This is a genomic window from Exiguobacterium sp. B2(2022), from assembly GCF_028823655.1.
Lineage (GTDB): Bacteria > Bacillota > Bacilli > Exiguobacteriales > Exiguobacteriaceae > Exiguobacterium > Exiguobacterium aestuarii_A.
This window is the reverse complement of record NZ_JAPEHX010000009.1, coordinates 33,126-49,505: the sequence shown is the minus strand read 5'-3', so window position 1 is coordinate 49,505 and position 16,380 is coordinate 33,126. Positions and strand designations below refer to the sequence as shown.

General features: G+C 47.8%; 19 protein-coding genes. 10 read left to right on the top strand and 9 right to left on the bottom strand.

Features of this window, described 5'->3' with window-relative positions; all coding sequences use genetic code 11:
* Window positions 1-70: 70 nt before the first annotated feature.
* Window positions 71-781 carry a GntR family transcriptional regulator gene (locus tag ON063_RS03110; protein WP_274664200.1) on the bottom strand — a complete coding sequence of 237 codons (711 nt, stop codon included), beginning with the start codon at window positions 779-781 and terminating at the stop codon, window positions 71-73.
* A gap of 136 nt (window positions 782-917) precedes the next feature.
* On the opposite strand from ON063_RS03110, the gene bglA reads away from it, so the two are divergent.
* The 7 genes from bglA to ON063_RS03075 all read left to right on the top strand — a co-directional run bounded on the left by bglA (window position 918) and on the right by ON063_RS03075 (window position 6,574).
* Complete coding sequence (gene bglA / locus ON063_RS03105; RefSeq protein WP_274664199.1) at window positions 918-2,354, top strand: 6-phospho-beta-glucosidase BglA; 1,437 nt, start codon at window positions 918-920, stop codon at window positions 2,352-2,354.
* Window positions 2,355-2,447: 93 nt separating this feature from the next.
* Entirely contained in the window at window positions 2,448-3,257 is an 810-nt protein-coding gene (locus ON063_RS03100; RefSeq protein WP_274664198.1) for an MBL fold metallo-hydrolase, read from the top strand.
* A 131-nt stretch (window positions 3,258-3,388) separates the two neighbouring features.
* Window positions 3,389-3,652: an ArsR/SmtB family transcription factor gene (locus ON063_RS03095; protein ID WP_274664197.1), complete on the top strand. Its 264-nt coding sequence runs from the start codon at window positions 3,389-3,391 to the stop codon at window positions 3,650-3,652.
* 88 nt (window positions 3,653-3,740) lie between these two features.
* Window positions 3,741-4,565 (top strand): SDR family oxidoreductase, encoded by an 825-nt coding sequence (locus tag ON063_RS03090; protein WP_274664196.1) that lies wholly within the window; start codon window positions 3,741-3,743, stop codon window positions 4,563-4,565.
* A 152-nt stretch (window positions 4,566-4,717) separates the two neighbouring features.
* Window positions 4,718-4,942, top strand: a complete 225-nt coding sequence (locus ON063_RS03085; protein WP_370149069.1) for an excalibur calcium-binding domain-containing protein — start codon at window positions 4,718-4,720, stop codon at window positions 4,940-4,942.
* Between the two features lie 130 nt (window positions 4,943-5,072).
* Entirely contained in the window at window positions 5,073-5,621 is a 549-nt protein-coding gene (locus ON063_RS03080) for a helix-turn-helix domain-containing protein (RefSeq protein ID WP_274664195.1), read from the top strand.
* Window positions 5,621-6,574, top strand: a complete 954-nt coding sequence (locus tag ON063_RS03075) for an alpha/beta hydrolase (RefSeq protein ID WP_274664194.1) — start codon at window positions 5,621-5,623, stop codon at window positions 6,572-6,574. The genes ON063_RS03080 and ON063_RS03075 overlap by 1 nt, the downstream gene beginning before the upstream one ends.
* A gap of 22 nt (window positions 6,575-6,596) precedes the next feature.
* Here ON063_RS03075 and ON063_RS03070 read toward each other — a convergent pair whose 3' ends face one another.
* Window positions 6,597-7,205 carry an alpha/beta fold hydrolase gene (locus ON063_RS03070; protein ID WP_274664193.1) on the bottom strand — a complete coding sequence of 203 codons (609 nt, stop codon included), beginning with the start codon at window positions 7,203-7,205 and terminating at the stop codon, window positions 6,597-6,599.
* Window positions 7,206-7,216: 11 nt separating this feature from the next.
* A complete protein-coding gene (locus tag ON063_RS03065; protein WP_274664192.1) occupies window positions 7,217-7,384 on the bottom strand; it encodes a hypothetical protein in 168 nt (55 codons plus the stop codon).
* Between the two features lie 181 nt (window positions 7,385-7,565).
* Between ON063_RS03065 and ON063_RS03060 the strand changes: the two genes are divergently transcribed.
* Entirely contained in the window at window positions 7,566-8,324 is a 759-nt protein-coding gene (locus ON063_RS03060) for a glucose 1-dehydrogenase (RefSeq protein WP_274664191.1), read from the top strand.
* A gap of 16 nt (window positions 8,325-8,340) precedes the next feature.
* On the opposite strand, the gene ON063_RS03055 is transcribed toward ON063_RS03060, so the two are convergent.
* Window positions 8,341-9,135, bottom strand: coding sequence for an AraC family transcriptional regulator (locus tag ON063_RS03055; protein ID WP_274664190.1), 795 nt, complete (start codon window positions 9,133-9,135; stop codon window positions 8,341-8,343).
* A gap of 149 nt (window positions 9,136-9,284) precedes the next feature.
* Window positions 9,285-9,545: a DUF1294 domain-containing protein gene (locus tag ON063_RS03050; protein WP_214692393.1), complete on the bottom strand. Its 261-nt coding sequence runs from the start codon at window positions 9,543-9,545 to the stop codon at window positions 9,285-9,287.
* 208 nt (window positions 9,546-9,753) lie between these two features.
* Here ON063_RS03050 and ON063_RS03045 point away from each other — a divergent pair, with 208 nt between their 5' ends.
* Window positions 9,754-10,542 carry a LysM peptidoglycan-binding and 3D domain-containing protein gene (locus ON063_RS03045; protein WP_274664189.1) on the top strand — a complete coding sequence of 263 codons (789 nt, stop codon included), beginning with the start codon at window positions 9,754-9,756 and terminating at the stop codon, window positions 10,540-10,542.
* A gap of 47 nt (window positions 10,543-10,589) precedes the next feature.
* Here ON063_RS03045 and ON063_RS03040 read toward each other — a convergent pair whose 3' ends face one another.
* Window positions 10,590-11,810, bottom strand: coding sequence for a cation:proton antiporter (locus ON063_RS03040; RefSeq protein WP_274664188.1), 1,221 nt, complete (start codon window positions 11,808-11,810; stop codon window positions 10,590-10,592).
* A 109-nt stretch (window positions 11,811-11,919) separates the two neighbouring features.
* Between ON063_RS03040 and cls the strand changes: the two genes are divergently transcribed.
* On the top strand, window positions 11,920-13,386 hold the full coding sequence (gene cls, locus ON063_RS03035; RefSeq protein WP_274664187.1) for a cardiolipin synthase: 1,467 nt from the start codon (window positions 11,920-11,922) through the stop codon (window positions 13,384-13,386).
* A 42-nt stretch (window positions 13,387-13,428) separates the two neighbouring features.
* Here cls and ON063_RS03030 read toward each other — a convergent pair whose 3' ends face one another.
* From ON063_RS03030 to ON063_RS03020, 3 genes are read right to left on the bottom strand one after another with little or no spacing between them, the layout of a single operon-like run.
* The gene (locus tag ON063_RS03030; protein WP_274664186.1) at window positions 13,429-14,406 is read right to left on the bottom strand and encodes a hypothetical protein; all 978 of its coding nucleotides are present in this window, start codon (window positions 14,404-14,406) and stop codon (window positions 13,429-13,431) included.
* Window positions 14,403-15,431 (bottom strand): DUF58 domain-containing protein, encoded by a 1,029-nt coding sequence (locus ON063_RS03025; RefSeq protein ID WP_271304786.1) that lies wholly within the window; start codon window positions 15,429-15,431, stop codon window positions 14,403-14,405. Before ON063_RS03025 ends, ON063_RS03030 begins: the two co-directional genes overlap by 4 nt.
* Before the next feature lies 1 nt (window position 15,432).
* A complete protein-coding gene (locus tag ON063_RS03020; protein WP_214692405.1) occupies window positions 15,433-16,341 on the bottom strand; it encodes an AAA family ATPase in 909 nt (302 codons plus the stop codon).
* Window positions 16,342-16,380: the final 39 nt, after the last annotated feature.

Below are 16,380 nucleotides of genomic sequence, written 5' to 3'. Positions count from 1 at the left end.
CCTAGTTTGGTTTTCATTATTTGCCCTGTCTACTTGACGGGGAGCAGTTCAACGCGCATGAGGGGTTTCTTTACATATAGGGGCCGTTCGCCTGAATGACGAACTGCGAATGTGCATAGTGGTAGGTGATCCGTGAATAGTCAAAAGGTTTTCCGTTCGTCAGATGAAAGATCGTTTCGATGCGAAGTGTCGGGTCATTCTCTTGCAATCCGAGGTGGCCTGCTTCCACATCCGTCAATCGACCGACCTGTAGATACATGTCAGAAAAACCAATTGAGACGCCGAGCGCACTTTGGACGTAATCGAAAATGGAGTCGGCCACAATCTCTCGATTCAAGTAAGGGACGATGGCTTTTACATAATACGATTCTTCATGACAAAGTACTTCCCCGTCCACATACCTTACCCGTTCGACACGATACACATCGTCTGTTACGTCAATCCCGAGATTTTCGGCCACCAACGCATCTGGTTTCATAACAGACACGTCGAGTACATCAGAGGTCAATATTCGATCTCCAAGGTTACTCTTGAATCCTTGGGTGGAAAAGAGACTCATATAACCGGGACGATTATGGCGTCTGACGAAAATGCCGCTACCACGGAGTTGAAAGATGATGCCTTTTCGTTCGAGCAGTTCCAACGCTTTCGTGATCGTACTCTTACTCACGGCATATTGACTCATCATCTGCTCAAGGACAGGTAGCTTATCACCTTGTTTTAAATTCTGTTCATGAATGTATTGTTCTATTTCATTCGCGATTTGTTGGTATTTTAACATGGTCATTCCTCACTTTTTCGTCACTTCTTGTATTATATCATGAAAAAACAAGATTGTTTCATTGTATCAACCTTGTTAAATTGTACCGGTACAATTACACTTGACGTGTATGATTTATCAGAAGGAGGAATAGAGGATGAAGACGTTACCGAAAGATTTTCTATGGGGAGGCGCACTCGCCGCCCATCAATTCGAGGGTGGTTGGGACGCTGACGGAAAAGGACCGAGCGTCGTCGACGTCTTGACAGCAGGCGCACACGGTGTCGCGCGTCGGATCACGGACAAGGTTGAGCCGAACGAATTCTACCCAAACCATGAGGCAATTGATTTCTATCATCGTTATAAAGAAGACGTAGCGCTTTTTGCCGAAATGGGATTGAAATGCTTGCGTACTTCGATTGGATGGAGTCGCATCTTTCCAAATGGTGATGATGCAGAACCGAACGAGGCGGGTCTTCAATTTTATGATGATTTGTTCGATGAGTTACTCAAACATGACATCGAACCGATCATCACACTCTCGCATTTCGAGATGCCGCTCCACCTCGCACGTGAGTATGGCGGATTCCGCAACCGTGCCGTCGTCGACCATTTCGTCTGTTTTGCAGAGGTCTGCTTCAACCGCTACAAAGACAAGGTCAAGTATTGGATGACGTTCAACGAAATCAACAACAAGATGGACGTCAACAACCCGCTCTTCTTATGGACGAATTCAGGTGTCCTTCTAGAAGAAGGGGAGAACGCGCGTGAAGTCATGTATCAGACGGGACACCATGAACTGATTGCGAGTGCCCTCGCCGTTGCCAAAGGGAAAGAAATCAATCCAGATTTTGAAATTGGGGCCATGGTCTCTCACGTTCCGATCTATCCGTATTCATCGAACCCGGACGACGTCATGTTGGCCGAAGAGATGATGCGTCAACGTTATTTTTTCCCGGACGTGCAAGTACGTGGGTTTTATCCAAGTTACGCGTTGAACGAGTTCGAACGCGAAGGGTACAACATCCCAATCCTTGAAGGGGACGAAGAGATTTTACAGAACGGAAAGGTCGATTATCTCGGTTTCAGCTACTATATGTCGACAACCGTGAAGAGTGGTGTCGTCGCGGACAATCGTGGGGATATCGTGAACGGTGGTCTGCCGAACGGCGTTGAGAACCCGTACATCCAGTCGAGTGACTGGGGCTGGGCCATCGATCCGGTCGGTCTCCGTTATGCGCTCAATCGTCTGTATGACCGCTATCAGATTCCGCTCTTCATCGTGGAAAACGGATTCGGTGCCGTCGATGAGATTGTCGACGGGAAGATTCATGACGCGGCCCGAATCGATTATTTAAAGGCACATATCGAACAATTGAAGCACGCCGTCCTCTATGACGGAGTCGACTTGATCGGCTACACGCCTTGGGGCATCATCGACATCGTCTCGTTCACGACGGGAGAGATGAAGAAACGGTACGGGATGATTTACGTCGACCGCGACAATGAAGGGAACGGCTCGATGGAGCGGATGAAGAAAGACTCGTTCGACTGGTATAAGCGGGTCATCGCGACGAATGGGGAAGAACTGTAAGTGAAACAGGGGGGCAAAGAACTGTGAAATGTATGCAGGTCTTTGCTATTTTTCGCTATAATAAAGAAAAGTGAGAGTTAGGAGGGAAGAATGATGCAAGTGAAGCAACATGGACCAGTGACCGCAGTTTGCGCCAAAGTAAAGAACGGTCCATTCGAGATGTCGATGTATGTGTATTATCTCGATGGGATGATCATCGATACCGGGACGCGTACGATGCTCCCCGCTCTCCAATCCTTTTATGAGTCGGTTCCGATTGACCTCGTTAGCATCACACACCCTCATGAAGACCACATCGGGACGGCCGCATGGCTCGAACAAACGTATCGCGTGCCAATCTACATACATGAATCTGCCAGAGACATGTGCATAACGGGGCTAGATATCCCCGCTTATCGAGCACGCTTCTCCGGTGACCCGGAACCGTTCCGGCCAATCGCCTATCACGACAATCAGATCACATCAGAACATCATACCTATCAGGTGATCCATACACCAGGTCATGAACCGAATCATGTCGTCTTATATGATGAGGAGAACGGTCGACTGTTTTCAGGTGATTTGTTCGTTCATCCGTATCCAAAGGTCATGATTCCAGAGGAGTCAGTCCCTGAACAGATCCGTTCGCTCAAGCGTGTCCTGTCCCTCGATTTTGAGGAAGTGTACTGCCAGCATGCCGGACATCTCGAACAGGGAAGGGAGCAATTAAGCAAAAAGCTCGATTATCTAGAACGTTTGACCGATGACGTGTTAACCAAAACCGCTGCGGGCTATACGATTGATGATATCAACGCTCACCTTTTCCCTGACCCGTCGCCGCTCGTCCAAATCTCCAAGCGGGATTATGACTCCAGACATATGATTTCAAGTATTCTTCGAGAAGTCTACGAACAACTTCGTTGACAGAAGGCGAATCACCTAGTATTCTGAATACATGATTAAACGTTTAAACTTTTAAACGGAGTGATGAATATGAAACAACCAGATACAACACCCGAGGCGTCGCCACATCTTTATTTGAAGATGCAATCCCATTGTTCCAAGTATTAGCCGACGTCAATCGTCAACGCATCATTGTAGAGATCGCCAGACATGAGCGATTGAACGTCAATCAGATTGATGAAAAAATCGAGTTGTCTAGACCGGCCATCTCGCATCACCTCAAACTGTTGCGACAAGCAGGGATCGTCTCATCCGAGAAAATCGGGACAGAGAACTTTTACTTCTTGACCCTCGAGGATGCGGTCGGACTGCTCAAAGCACTGACACGTGCGATCGAAGATGAATGTATTTTATGACCTTTCTTTTTGGAAACAAAGAGAAAGGTTCCTTTTCCACTAATTAGTTTAAAAGTTTAAACGTATAAACGTTAAAAGGAGAATGAAGATGAATCAGAAACAAACCATTGTCATCACGGGAGCGTCAAGCGGGATTGGTCGAGCGACCGTCGAACTGTTCAGCAAACGAGGCTGGCATGTCGCCGCGACGATGCGAAGTCCTGAAGACCATCAAGAACTGTCTAACCTAAAAGGGGTCTCGCTCTATCAGCTAGATGTTACGAACGAATCGAGCATTCTTGACGCCTTCGAGCAAATCGTCTCGGATTACGGCACAATCGATGTGTTATTGAATAATGCCGGGTACGGAGCGGTCGGGATTTTTGAAGAAGCCTCTTCTGAACAGATTCAGCGTCAGTTTGATACGAACGTCTTCGGGGTCATGAACGTGATCCGAGCATCTCTTCCGTATTTCCGCAAACAGCGGAGCGGACGTATTGTGACCGTGTCTTCGGTCGGTGGTCAAATCACATTCCCAATCTATAGTCTGTATCATAGTTCAAAATGGGCGATCGAAGGATTCATCGAATCGCTTCAGTTTGAACTGGCACCGTTCAATATCGATATGAAATTGATTGAACCAGGACCAATCAAGACAGACTTTTATGGTCGTTCCCAAGAACTCGTCCGTGACCAACCGCTCGATGTATATGATAACTATACGGAAGTCGCGCTCCATAACACGAATGCCGCTGGTGCGAACGCTGAAGGCCCGGAGGTCGTCGCCGAGACGATTTGGCGTGCAGCGACCGACCGGAAGAAGCGTCTCCGCTATCCATCGGGTAAACAGGCAGGACTGTTGATTGCGCTGAAGCGTTATCTGCCGAACCAAGTGTTCTTCTCTATCGTGCGACGTGTCGTAGAGAAAAATTAACATCAAGTATCTCTTTTGAACTTCATCAGTGTCGGAAAGAATTTTTTATCCACTCATTCAATGATAAAACTCACACAAATTTACCCGATATAACTTGTGAGAGGAGGGGTTTGATGAAAAAAGTCTCACTGGCACTATCGACGTTCATTCTTATGATTGGATTGACGGCAACACCGACAGACTCGGTCGATGCTGCTGCGAAACGCTTCAAAAACTGCACGGAGATGAACAAAGTGTATAAAGGGGGCGTGGCCAAATCGAAGACAACCAAAAACAAAGGTGGAAAGACGCGTTATAAACCTTATGTCAATAAAGCCTTATATGACGCGAACCAATCAAAAGACCGCGACAAAGACGGAATCGCCTGTGAACGGTGATCATAAATCATGCATCGAATCAGCCGCCATACGAGGGCGGCTTTTTGTATGGACATAGACAACGATTCGACTACATGATATTATCATAAATAATAACATTATCAAATATGATAACATTGAGGTGGAATCAATGAATCAAGATGTCTTAAAAAGTTTATTGAACCCGATTCGCATGAAAATCTTTCAACACGTTCTGATGAATGAAGGAGTCACGACCGGAGACTTAGCAAAAGCACTTCCCGATGTTCCTCAAGCGAGCCTCTATCGCCATATCAACAAAATGGTACAAGACGAGATTTTATCTGTCATGAGCGAAAATAAAGTTCGCGGGGTGTATGAGAAAGTATATGCGATTCAAAACAATCCGTTAACCAGTATCAACAAGATTGTCGAGGAGGAAGACCGAGAGCAACTGTATATGGTCTGTTACACGTTTGCGATGTCACTGCTCATGGATTTCGGCAACTATCTGAAGCGCGACTCGATTGACCTCCCAGAAGACAAAGTCGGATTCCGGAGCATCCCGCTCTACCTGTCCGATCCCGAAAGTGACCGATTCTTGAGAGGTCTTTATGACTTATTAGAAGATGTGTTGGACCATGAGCCATCCAAAGAACGCACGTTACGAAAGTTCTCGTATGCGTTCATGCCGGTCGAAGAAAAAGGAGGAGATGAATGATGTATAAGCAAGAACAGGTATTCATTCAAGGAGAATCAACCATCGCGGCTACAATGACGACTCCACATGATGGCCAGTCGCCATTTCCAGCCATCATCCTCATCGGGGGGACCGGTGGATTGGACCGCGACGGGAATGGGACAGGCTTCAAGTCGAATCTGTATAAAGACCTGGCAGAATGGATGACGACACAAGGTTTCGTCACGTTACGTTTTGACAAACGTGGCATCGGCAAGAGTGGGGGAAATCGGAATACCGTCGGTCTGTCAGGGCTCGTTGATGACGTGGCACCGATGATTCGTTATCTGAAATCGCTTGACCATGTCTCACAAGACATCTTGCTGCTCGGTCATAGCGAAGGATGTATCGTCGCGACGCTTGCTGCTGAACGCGAGTCAGTTTCCGGCCTGATTCTATTGTCTGGTGCCGGTGTGGCCTTGAAGACGAGCATGCAGGAACAGGCGCACTTCCTACTTGATGAAGTGAAACGTACGAAAGGAATCAAAGGAAAGCTACTCCGACTCAGTTTGAACGAGAAGTCGGTCATCGGAAAGCAACAAAAACTGTTCGAACGTGTCACAGCGACGGATCAGGATACGATGCGGATTCAACTAATGAAATTCCCTGCCAAATGGTTACGGGAACACCTTGCGTATACGGATGAGTCGCTCCGGGATCGCTTGATTCAGTTGAATGTACCGACACTCGCACTGACAGGAGATCGAGATGTTCAAACGGACGTCCATCATCTTGACGAGCTCGATGCTCTTCACGCGGAACATATCGTGGTACAAAAGATTAGAAACATGGACCATATGTTGAAACCTTTCGACGGGGAGATGAGCATTCTGGACGTGAAAAAACAATATCGTGCACAACTTAAGAAGCCGCTCCATCCCGAGCTACGACACCAGCTCCACGAATGGCTCATACGCCACAACTGGATATCATGATGAAGAAGAAGGCAGCGGAGAATTATCCGTTGCCTTCTTCTGTACGTAAGAACCGCTCAACGTGTTCCATCGAGAAATGACGACTCCACTGGACGAAGTGCCCACCTGGGACGGCAATCAATTGCACAGAGGGATGAAGCTCCCGTTCCGCTCGTTTGATATGCCGGAGCGTCCGTTTCGCCTCCTTCAAATCAATACCTGTGAAGTCCGCATAATAGAGTTGCGTCGGCACTTTGACCCGTCGAAGCAAATCCTTAAAGTCCAGTCCGTCGTATCCGAACAATAAATGTAGGCCACCGGTCGACAAACGAGCGGGCTGTTCGAAAGCCGTTCGAATCATCGATGTTGATTCTACCCCAACCCGTCGACAGAACAATTGGAACCGTTCCTCAGAAAATACGGAATCACTCTTGTTCATGCGAGCTTCAATCGATTTCATGAGGCGCTTCGGGGAACTGTGATAGAGCAGTCGCAACAGGGGGAAAGCGAATCCGAATATGCCATATTCACGAAAAGGAATCATGGCATTCGGTTTATGACCTTGATCGAGGAGAATCAACCGTCTGACCTGGTCTGGGTAATGGACCGCGTAAGCAAGCGCGATGGCCCCACCCATCGAATGTCCGATCAACCGAATGGACTCTAATTGTCGTGAAGTTCGGTACGACTCGACCCAATCCGCGGATGGATTTCAAATTGTTTATGCAACGCTTCGACAAACTGTTGTCCTTGAGACCCGGTGAATCCGCCACCGGGAAGGAATATCACAGGGTCACCTTGACCGTGGATGGTTACCTTGAATTGTCTCACGTCATCTCTCCTCTATTAAAAATGGTTTCCATTCAAGAATAAAGATGATTGGAAATCAATTGAAGAAATTTCGCCATCTTTCTCTCGGTGTTCGTGAACAAATGAGGGTATAACTTAGTGATAGGTAGCTTTCTATCATCACGCATCATATACGTTCTTAAGTTTAAAGGAGGAATGATGGATGAAACTTTCGGGGAAAACAGCAATCGTCACCGGGGCCGGCTCTGGTATGGGGCGGGCCATCGCTAAACTCTTCGCGAAGGAAGGCGCGCGGGTCGTCGCATTCGACATGAATGAAGATTCTGTGCAGGCAGTGGTCGAAGAGATGAAGACGGGAGGTGGGGATGTCGTCGGTATCGCGGGTAACGTGACGAATCAGTCAGATATCGACCGTCTCGTCGATACGGCGAAAGAAACGTTTGGATCGGTCGACATTCTCGTCAATAATGCGGGCATCATGGACAACTTTATGACGGTCGGGGAAGTGACGGATGAACTATGGGACCGAGTTCTTGCTGTCAATTTGACCGGACCGATGAAATTAGCCCGTGCCGCCATTCAAGTGATGGAGAAACAAGATAGTGGTGGGGTCATCATCAACAACGCATCTGTCGGAGGATTGTTCGGCACTCGCGGAGGCGCAGCATATGTGGCATCGAAACATGCCTTGATCGGGTTGACGAAAAATATTGCAGCGACCCATGGGACACTCGGTAAGATTCGAGCTAATGCCATCGCGCCAGGTGGTGTCAATACGAATATCGGTTCGACGATCACCGCTCCGAGCGAACTCGGGATGCGTGCCATCCAAGGTGCGGGGGAAGCACCGATGGGTGAACCCGAACAAATCGCGAACGTCGCGCTCTTTTTAGCGTCAGACGATTCAAGTTTTGTAAATGGAGATGTACTGAAAGCGGATGGCGGTTGGACGGCAAGATAAACGAAAAGAGCCGAAATCATTCGGCTCTTTTCGTTTGGTATTTTTTTCGATAGACGAGCGGGGTGATCGAATGATGTGCTTTAAATGTCTGGACGAAGTGACTGACACTGGAGTAACTCAGGCGATTGGCGATATCAGCAACCGATTCAGTCGAATCCTTTAATAGGATTGCGGCCCGGTCCATTCGTTTAACTTGGACATACGCAAGGGGGGAGGTGTTCCCGAACGTTGTAAACAGCCGACAACATTCACTGCGACTTACATCACCCGCAGTCGCGATTTGAGCTAACGATAATTTATCTTCAAGCTGCAACTGAATATATGCCAGCATGTTTCGAAGACTCTCCAGTTTTTTCTCGTTATTCATTCCTTGGTTATCTTGCTGAATCCAATAACGCCAGATCACCGCACATTGCAGTGTCGCATCCATCCGTTTAAGCGGTCCGTCTACCTGTAAATGGTTCACGACTTGTTTAATCGTTTGAACGATGGAGCGGTGCGTTCGTTCCCTCTTTAAGATATGTATAGATTTGTAGCCTGCGAGATATGGCGTTACATATTCTTCGGACAATCTAGGATGGAACAACTCATATGGATCAAATTCAAGTTTGATGATTTGCGAAGTCTCTTCCATGTGTTGCACGACATAGCTTTGTCCAGACGCCAAAAGGATACTTTCTTTTGAAAGAAGTTTTATATTCTCTCCGTTCACCCGAATATCCACAATCCCTGATTCGATCAATAATACCGTGAACTGATTCGTGATGGTAAATGTGGAAGCCCCTTGATTCGTCAGTATCGTGCTTTCCAAAATGACAATCTCCTCGTTTCGGTAGTTTTCCGATATTTCGTTTCTTTTTTAACGGGTCAAATACTTTGATTCCTCCAAAAACAGGGACGATTTCAACATTTCCTCATACCCGTAATCTTAATCATGATTGTGTTTCCTCTATATAATGCTTAAAAGATGAGCCACCCTGTAAAAGCCGCGTGGACGAGAATGGCAACAGGTACCCCGATCCGGAATTTAGGCTTCAATGTCTTATGTCGGAAGATGCGCATTGCCAAATAAGCACCAAATGCCCCGCCAATCCATGCCATCGTCAATAACGTGCGCTCTGAAATGCGCCAAGCCCCGATCCGAGACCGTCGTTTATCGACAAAAAATGACACAAACGCTAGTAAATTAGTCACAATGTAATATAGCAGTAATAGTTCCAAAGACCAAAACCTCCTTATTTCTCTCTTGATTATATCGTAAAATGGCTCTACAAAGCCGTTTTTATAGATTAAAACAATTTTCTGAATCCTCTCATCCCCGTGAATTGTTCTGTAAATGAACTGATATGACTCTCATATCGTCCTGTAATCGCTATGAAATATAGAGGTGTTACAGTAAGGGGGCGTTAGAAAAGGGAGGAATATTCTTATGAAAAAACCACTATTGACACTAACGGCACTCGCTGGCCTTAGTTTAGGAGTCGCTGCTCCAGCTTCGGCAGCATCAACACACACAGTTCAGTCTGGAGATACACTCTACCGTATCGCCGTGAACAACAACGTCTCTGTAAACGACATTAAACAAGCGAACGGCTTAAACTCAAATATGATTTACCCGAACCAAGTATTGAAACTTGGAAAGGCAGAAGCGAAATCACAAGCTTCTACTGCATCTAAAACGTATACAGTTAAATCAGGTGATACACTTTATCGTATCGCATTGAACCACGGGATCTCTGTTAATCAATTGATGACTTGGAACGGTCTTGATTCAGATCTTATTTTCCCAGGACAAGAGTTCGCCGTGAAAGGTGCAGCAGCTGCATCGGTAGCGAATGATGCGAAAACATCAGCACCGAAGACTTCAACATCAGCACCAGTAACAAAAACAGCATCGTCTACAACGCAAACCCAAGCTCCGGCTTCAGGTAAGACAATGACTGTTGAAGCAACAGCTTATACACCATACTGCGCTGGATGTTCTGGTATCACAGCGACAGGTATCGATGTTCGTTCGAACCCTAACCAAAAAGTCATCGCGGTCGACCCTTCTGTCATTCCGCTCGGCTCTAAAGTATGGGTTGAAGGATACGGAGAAGCAATCGCAGGAGACACTGGTGGTGCCATCAAAGGTAACAAAATTGATATCTTGATGCCGACACAAGAGCAAGCGCTCAACTTCGGTCGTCAATCAATCACAATCAAAGTCTTGAACTAATTCAAGCTCATCAAAGACACTGCCATCGGGCGGTGTCTTTTTTGTGTTTATCCTTTCTCCCAAGGATTCTTCACTTTCGTCAAACCTAATCGTTTAGCGAGCGGCTTAATCGTCAATCCATGCAAGGCGACCGAGATGACGACGAGACCGAGCGTGGTCGGGAGCATCCGTTCTGCGTCTTCAATCCCTAATTCCGCAATCTCTTGTGCGAAAAATCCTGTCACCGTCATGGCGACGATTCCGCGTGGGGCAATCCAGCTGATGAGCGCCCGCTCTTTCGTCGTCAATGACGAACCGAGTAACGACGATTGCACCGAAACGGGGCGGACAATGAATAAAATTGCTAGTATCGACAAGAGGAGCGGCCAGTCGAAGATGGCAAGTAAACTGTCGCGGGTCAAACTCGCGGTCAGAATGATAAACACGGTCGAAACGAGCAAGATAGAGATATTTTCTTTAAATTCACGAAGTTGTTTCAAAATGTGGAGATGTCCATGTTTAGAGTTCGCCATTGTCAAGCCCATCGCCGTCACGGCCAACAGTCCGACTTCATGCATGACCCATTCACTGATGGAGTAGACAAGAAGGACTCCGGAGAATGTCAACGTCGTCCGTAAATATTCTGGGACTTTCTCATTCCCGAACAAGCGGATGAGTAAATGTCCGACGGCAATCCCAAAAGCGACGGCGACGATACAGGACCAAAAGAAAGGTAGATGGCTCGCGAGTCCGTCATTTTGATACAAAATAAAGCCGATCCGTACGACGAAGAGACCCATCAATGCACCGAGTGGATCGACAATAATCCCTTCCCACTTCAACACTTTCGAAGGTCGAACGGATAAGTTTGCTTGACGTAATAACGGGATGATCACGGTCGGTCCCGTCACGACGAAGATGGCACCCAGTGTGAAAGCCGGTAACCAATGAAAATCTCCAATCCAAATCAATAAGATAGAGGTCAGGATAAACGAAATGAAGACACCGACGGTAACGAGACGAAAAATTGGCTTTCTTAAATCATCAATCTCTTTAAACTCGAGACTGAGACTGCCTTCAAATAAGATGAGCGCCACGGCGATCGAGATGAGCGGGCTATATAAATCACCCAATATTAAGTCTGGCTCTAACCATCCGAAAATCGGACCAACCAGGATACCCGCAACCGTCATAATCAAGATGGCAGGAAAGTCAAAACGCCATGCAATCAACTGCGAAAGTGCGCCGATGAGGACAAGTAAGCTGAATCCAATCATCATGTCTTCCATAAACACCCTCCATTTCATCGCTTCCTCATATATGTATACCCATATCATGAAAAACATCTGCTAAGAATGCCTGATTTCGGGTAAGAATTGAAGGAAAGGGAGGGATACGATGGAAGTAACAATCGGACTCATCATCGTCATACTGACATGGCTCATCTTATTGCTTAACCTCACGTTCGCCGTCACCATCATCTTTTTTGAGAGGCGGGACATCGGTACGACGTGGGCATGGCTGCTCGTTCTCTTCTTCTTACCGCTCATTGGCTTTTTCGTGTACATCTTCTTCGGCCGACTGATCAAGTCTCAAAACTTTTATGAAGTGGAAGAAGAGAAACGCGAAGCGTATCACCACCATGTCGAAGAACAACTCGATCAGCTCGACCGTTCACTCGCCCCGTTCAATCATCCGCTTCTTTTAAAATATCGTCGGCTGGCACGTCTGAATCTCGTGTCGACGAATGCGCTGATGTCATTCCACAACGATATCACCGTCCTGCACGACGGAACGGAAAAGTTCGACCAGATGTTTCAAGACATCGAGCGCGCGACGAAAGAAGTGAACATTCAATATTACATCATCCAAAACGACCCGCTCGGTCAGTCTCTCATTCGTCTGTTAACGGAGAAGGCGAAACAAGGGGTACGTATCCGTCTCCTTTATGATGCTGTCGGATCGAGAGGATTAAGACATAAACACTTTAAGGATTTACTCGCTCACGGAGGAGAAGTCAAATCGTTCTTCCCGTCCAAACTCGGCATAAATTTCCGAGTCAACAATCGAAATCACCGAAAACTCTGTATCATCGACGGTGAACTCGGTTATATCGGGGGTTTTAACGTCGGGGATGAATACCTTGGAAAAGATGAGCACTTCGGCTATTGGCGTGACGTTCACTTACGAATCTCTGGCGACGCCGTGAAGGAATTATTAGAACGGTTCATCTTAGATTGGAATCGCTCGATCCCGACGAAAACGAAAGCACGGAAAAACGACTTTGTCTGGCCGACCGAGGGAATCTCACATCATGCTTCACCGGTTCAAATCGTGACCTCAGGACCGAACTCTTCGACGGAGCACCTGAAGAACATGCTCGTCAAAATGATCACACAGTCAAAAGATTGTATCTATATTCAGACACCATACTTCATTCCGGATGCGAGCTTCCTTGATGCCTGTCGGATTGCTCTCATGGCAGGTACCAAAATTAAGCTGATGATTCCAAATAAGCCGGACCATATGTTTGTCTACTGGGCGACTTATGCGAATGCGGCGGAACTCGTACGCTACGGAGCCGAGGTCTTTACGTACGAGGAAGGATTCCTCCATGCGAAGACGCTCGTAATTGACGGAGAGGTCTCTTCCATCGGGACCACGAATATCGATGCGCGAAGCTTCCGTCTCAACTTTGAAATCTCAGCACTCGTCTTCGACCGAGATGTCGCACAATCGGTCATCGATGCATTCGAACGGGACGAATCCCGTGCCGAACGGTTGACGATTGAGCGATACGAGTCGAGAACCCGTTGGATTCGATTTAAAGAGAGCGTATCACGCCTGCTCAGCCCGATCCTATAACGCGAAACATCCGGTAGAGGAAAGTCCTCACCGGATGTTTTTTTAGCGTTTCTTCAATTGTGCGACAAGACGCTCGAATGATTCATTGACGTCTTTCGGGGCTTCCTTGTCTCCATATTCCGCTGCCTCTAACCATTCAGCATATAAGGTGTGGTTCGTGAACTCAATTCGTTGTAGCCAGTCAGATACCGTTTCTTCACGGAGACGCGGGTGCACTTGTTCGAGCTTCCGTCCCGTTTCGAGAAGCTGAATCTGTCTTGGGGAACGAACAATTCGTTTATTGGAAAGCGTCGGGTGATGAATACTCTTTGGAATCATCCCGTCTTCCTGGATGTCTTTTCGCTTCTGTAAATAGAAGAACAAACCGACACCAATCAATAGCGTGAGAACAAAGATACCGATGAAAAAGAGTGACTCGTTCGAAGCGGACTCCAGTAGCGTTTCCTGCGACACTGTCTCCGCATCGATGTTTGGGTTATCTGGCACGAGGAAGCGGTTCACACGGTCATTCGGATCGAGTGTGATGCCGTCGAACCAGCTGCCGATCCATAAGAAGAAAGGACTGATCCAGGCGATGACATTCCCAAACAACAGCTCTTTGATCGTACGGATGATGAGGGAGACGGCTAACCCGATTCCTAGCCCGAGAGCAAGCATCGTCACCATGCGCTTATAGTCACGACGATAGTAAAGGTTCCGCTGCCAGATCAAAAAGATGAACGGAAAGAGCACCATCGCGAGCGGCTGGGTCGCCGGTGGGAATAACCAGTCGGCCACTAAGAACAGGACACTCGCCATCGCGTAACGGTCCGTCCAATCCAACGTTCGGATAAATGCATGCACGTACGTGAAGACCAAAAGCAAGATGCTCATCTCATAAGAGAAGTACAGGGCACCGATCGAAAGGACCGTCTGCACGATAAGCTGTGTGTTCCGAGGGAGGCGTAGCGTCAATAAAAAGAGAAGCGGAAACACGTGACCGATATAAAATGCCGCGAAGACCCACCATAACCATCTCATTGACCGTCACCCCCTAACCGTAAGATCGATTGATTCCCGCTATACTTGGCAACTTTTCGTTCGAACAAGGAGCGTGCCAATGGAAAATCACTCTCCGACAGACAGGCGAACGTCGTCATGATCTTACGGAAATGCACCTCGCCGCTTCCAGGAGGTAGGTCGTATGTGATTCCGTCTTTCGTAAGCGTCGGGACGATGAGACCGTAACTCGCATTCTCTTTCTCAAAATCGCGGCATAGGGCTGCCGCTTGAGAGATGAGTCGTTCCATCTGATAGGTGAGGGCTCGTCCATCTTTCGTCAACAAATCGAGGACGATCACATACTCATTCGCTTGGACCGGTTGCTCTGTACGGGCAAGCAGTTCCCCTGTCTTTGCATAAGCGGACCAGTACAACTGTCGCATCGGTTGTCCGTGATACGGGGTGACCGACTGGAACGTTTCCGGGTCACGATAGGCGCTATGTCGGACCATCTCCTCACCAGGGAGGGTAGGTGGCCGTTTCGGGATCGGATACGGTGAAAACTCAGGGAACACATAACCGATTCGGGGAAGGGTGTCTTCCTTGTATAGAGAGAACATACGAAGCGGGTCACGAATTTCCATTCCGATTGCCTCAAGACGGATGGGTCCACGCTTCTTGGCATGGAGCGGGATGGTAAAGTCGACGGTTGCATTCGTCTCGACAAAGTTCTCCTGGCGCCAAAACGCGTGACCTTCCGACTCGACGGTTGGATGTAAATACCCGGATAGCCGTACGACTCCGAGTGGTACTTTTGCAGTGGATACGAGTTTTAACACGTAGACGGCGTCGTCATTCGGGAAAAGTTTTAACTCCTCGGTGAGGTCGACATGTACATGCTCCGCTAACCGAAACATGAAAGCTGGCATGACCAAGGCATAGAGACTGAAGCCGATTAATAGGCTCGCAATCAAGACATTCCCATAAAGCGCAGTGAAGACCCCGACGACAAACAAGAGCCACATGTATCCGGATTCGAGATAGCGTGGGCTGACTAACTGCATCTTACACCTCTGATGGGACCGGAATGGTCTCGAGTACTGATTTGATAAGCTTCGTCGGTTTCGTTTTCAAGGAAGCTTCGACCGTCAAGACGATTCGGTGTCCTAGGATCGGGAGAGCGAGCGCTCGGATGTCTTCTGGCGAAACGAAGTCTCGTCCTTCCATATAGGCATGTGCCCGGGCCGCCATCGTATAGGCAAGGGTTGCTCGCGGACTCGGCCCCACCTCGATATCCCGGTGGTGACGGAGTGACTCCATCAAATCGAGGAGATAGTCCTCCATCGCCTCATGGAACTTCACATCGCGTACCTCTTGTTGCATCTTCAACAGCTCGTCACGTTGAAGCGAGAATGGCTCTGTCGACAGATGCTCATTCCGAATCAAACGACGCTCTGAATCTCGTGACAGGGGAGCGAGTGTCAATTTGAACAGGAATCGATCCAATTGTGCTTGCGGAAGCGGGAATGTCCCTTGCCCGTCGAACGGGTTTTGTGTAGCGATCATAAAGAACGGTTCCGGTAACTGAAGTGACACTTCCCCGAGCGTCACTTGACGTTCTTGCATCGCCTCAAGCAAGGCCGATTGCGTACGCGGTGTCGTCCGGTTGATCTCATCGACGAGTAAGATTGACGTAAAAATAGGTCCCGTCCGACGTTCGAACGCCCCCGTCGTCGGATTGAACAATTCCATTCCTAAAATGTCACTCGGTAAAGTGTCCGGCGTACATTGAACACGCTGAAACGTCGCTGATACGGAACTTGCGAGACTACGTGCGAGAGTCGTTTTTCCTGTTCCTGGACGGTCTTCTAGTAACACGTGTCCTCCTGATAATAATGCGATTGAGGCAAGCTTGATTGCTTTTGATTGCCCGATGACTTGATCATTTAAATGTGAAACCCATGGATGCACCATTCAAAATCCCCCTATATTTTTCTGATAATTAAGAAAATC

Coding starts and splice junctions, on each gene's coding strand:
- ON063_RS03110 (WP_274664200.1), bottom strand. CDS start 781: ATGTTAAAATACCAACAAATCGCGAATGAAATAGAACAATACATTCAT.
- bglA (WP_274664199.1), top strand. CDS start 918: ATGAAGACGTTACCGAAAGATTTTCTATGGGGAGGCGCACTCGCCGCC.
- ON063_RS03100 (WP_274664198.1), top strand. CDS start 2,448: ATGCAAGTGAAGCAACATGGACCAGTGACCGCAGTTTGCGCCAAAGTA.
- ON063_RS03090 (WP_274664196.1), top strand. CDS start 3,741: ATGAATCAGAAACAAACCATTGTCATCACGGGAGCGTCAAGCGGGATT.
- ON063_RS03085 (WP_370149069.1), top strand. CDS start 4,718: ATGATTGGATTGACGGCAACACCGACAGACTCGGTCGATGCTGCTGCG.
- ON063_RS03080 (WP_274664195.1), top strand. CDS start 5,073: ATGAATCAAGATGTCTTAAAAAGTTTATTGAACCCGATTCGCATGAAA.
- ON063_RS03075 (WP_274664194.1), top strand. CDS start 5,621: ATGTATAAGCAAGAACAGGTATTCATTCAAGGAGAATCAACCATCGCG.
- ON063_RS03060 (WP_274664191.1), top strand. CDS start 7,566: ATGAAACTTTCGGGGAAAACAGCAATCGTCACCGGGGCCGGCTCTGGT.
- ON063_RS03045 (WP_274664189.1), top strand. CDS start 9,754: ATGAAAAAACCACTATTGACACTAACGGCACTCGCTGGCCTTAGTTTA.
- ON063_RS03040 (WP_274664188.1), bottom strand. CDS start 11,810: ATGGAAGACATGATGATTGGATTCAGCTTACTTGTCCTCATCGGCGCA.
- cls (WP_274664187.1), top strand. CDS start 11,920: ATGGAAGTAACAATCGGACTCATCATCGTCATACTGACATGGCTCATC.
- ON063_RS03030 (WP_274664186.1), bottom strand. CDS start 14,406: ATGAGATGGTTATGGTGGGTCTTCGCGGCATTTTATATCGGTCACGTG.
- ON063_RS03025 (WP_271304786.1), bottom strand. CDS start 15,431: ATGCAGTTAGTCAGCCCACGCTATCTCGAATCCGGATACATGTGGCTC.
- ON063_RS03020 (WP_214692405.1), bottom strand. CDS start 16,341: ATGGTGCATCCATGGGTTTCACATTTAAATGATCAAGTCATCGGGCAA.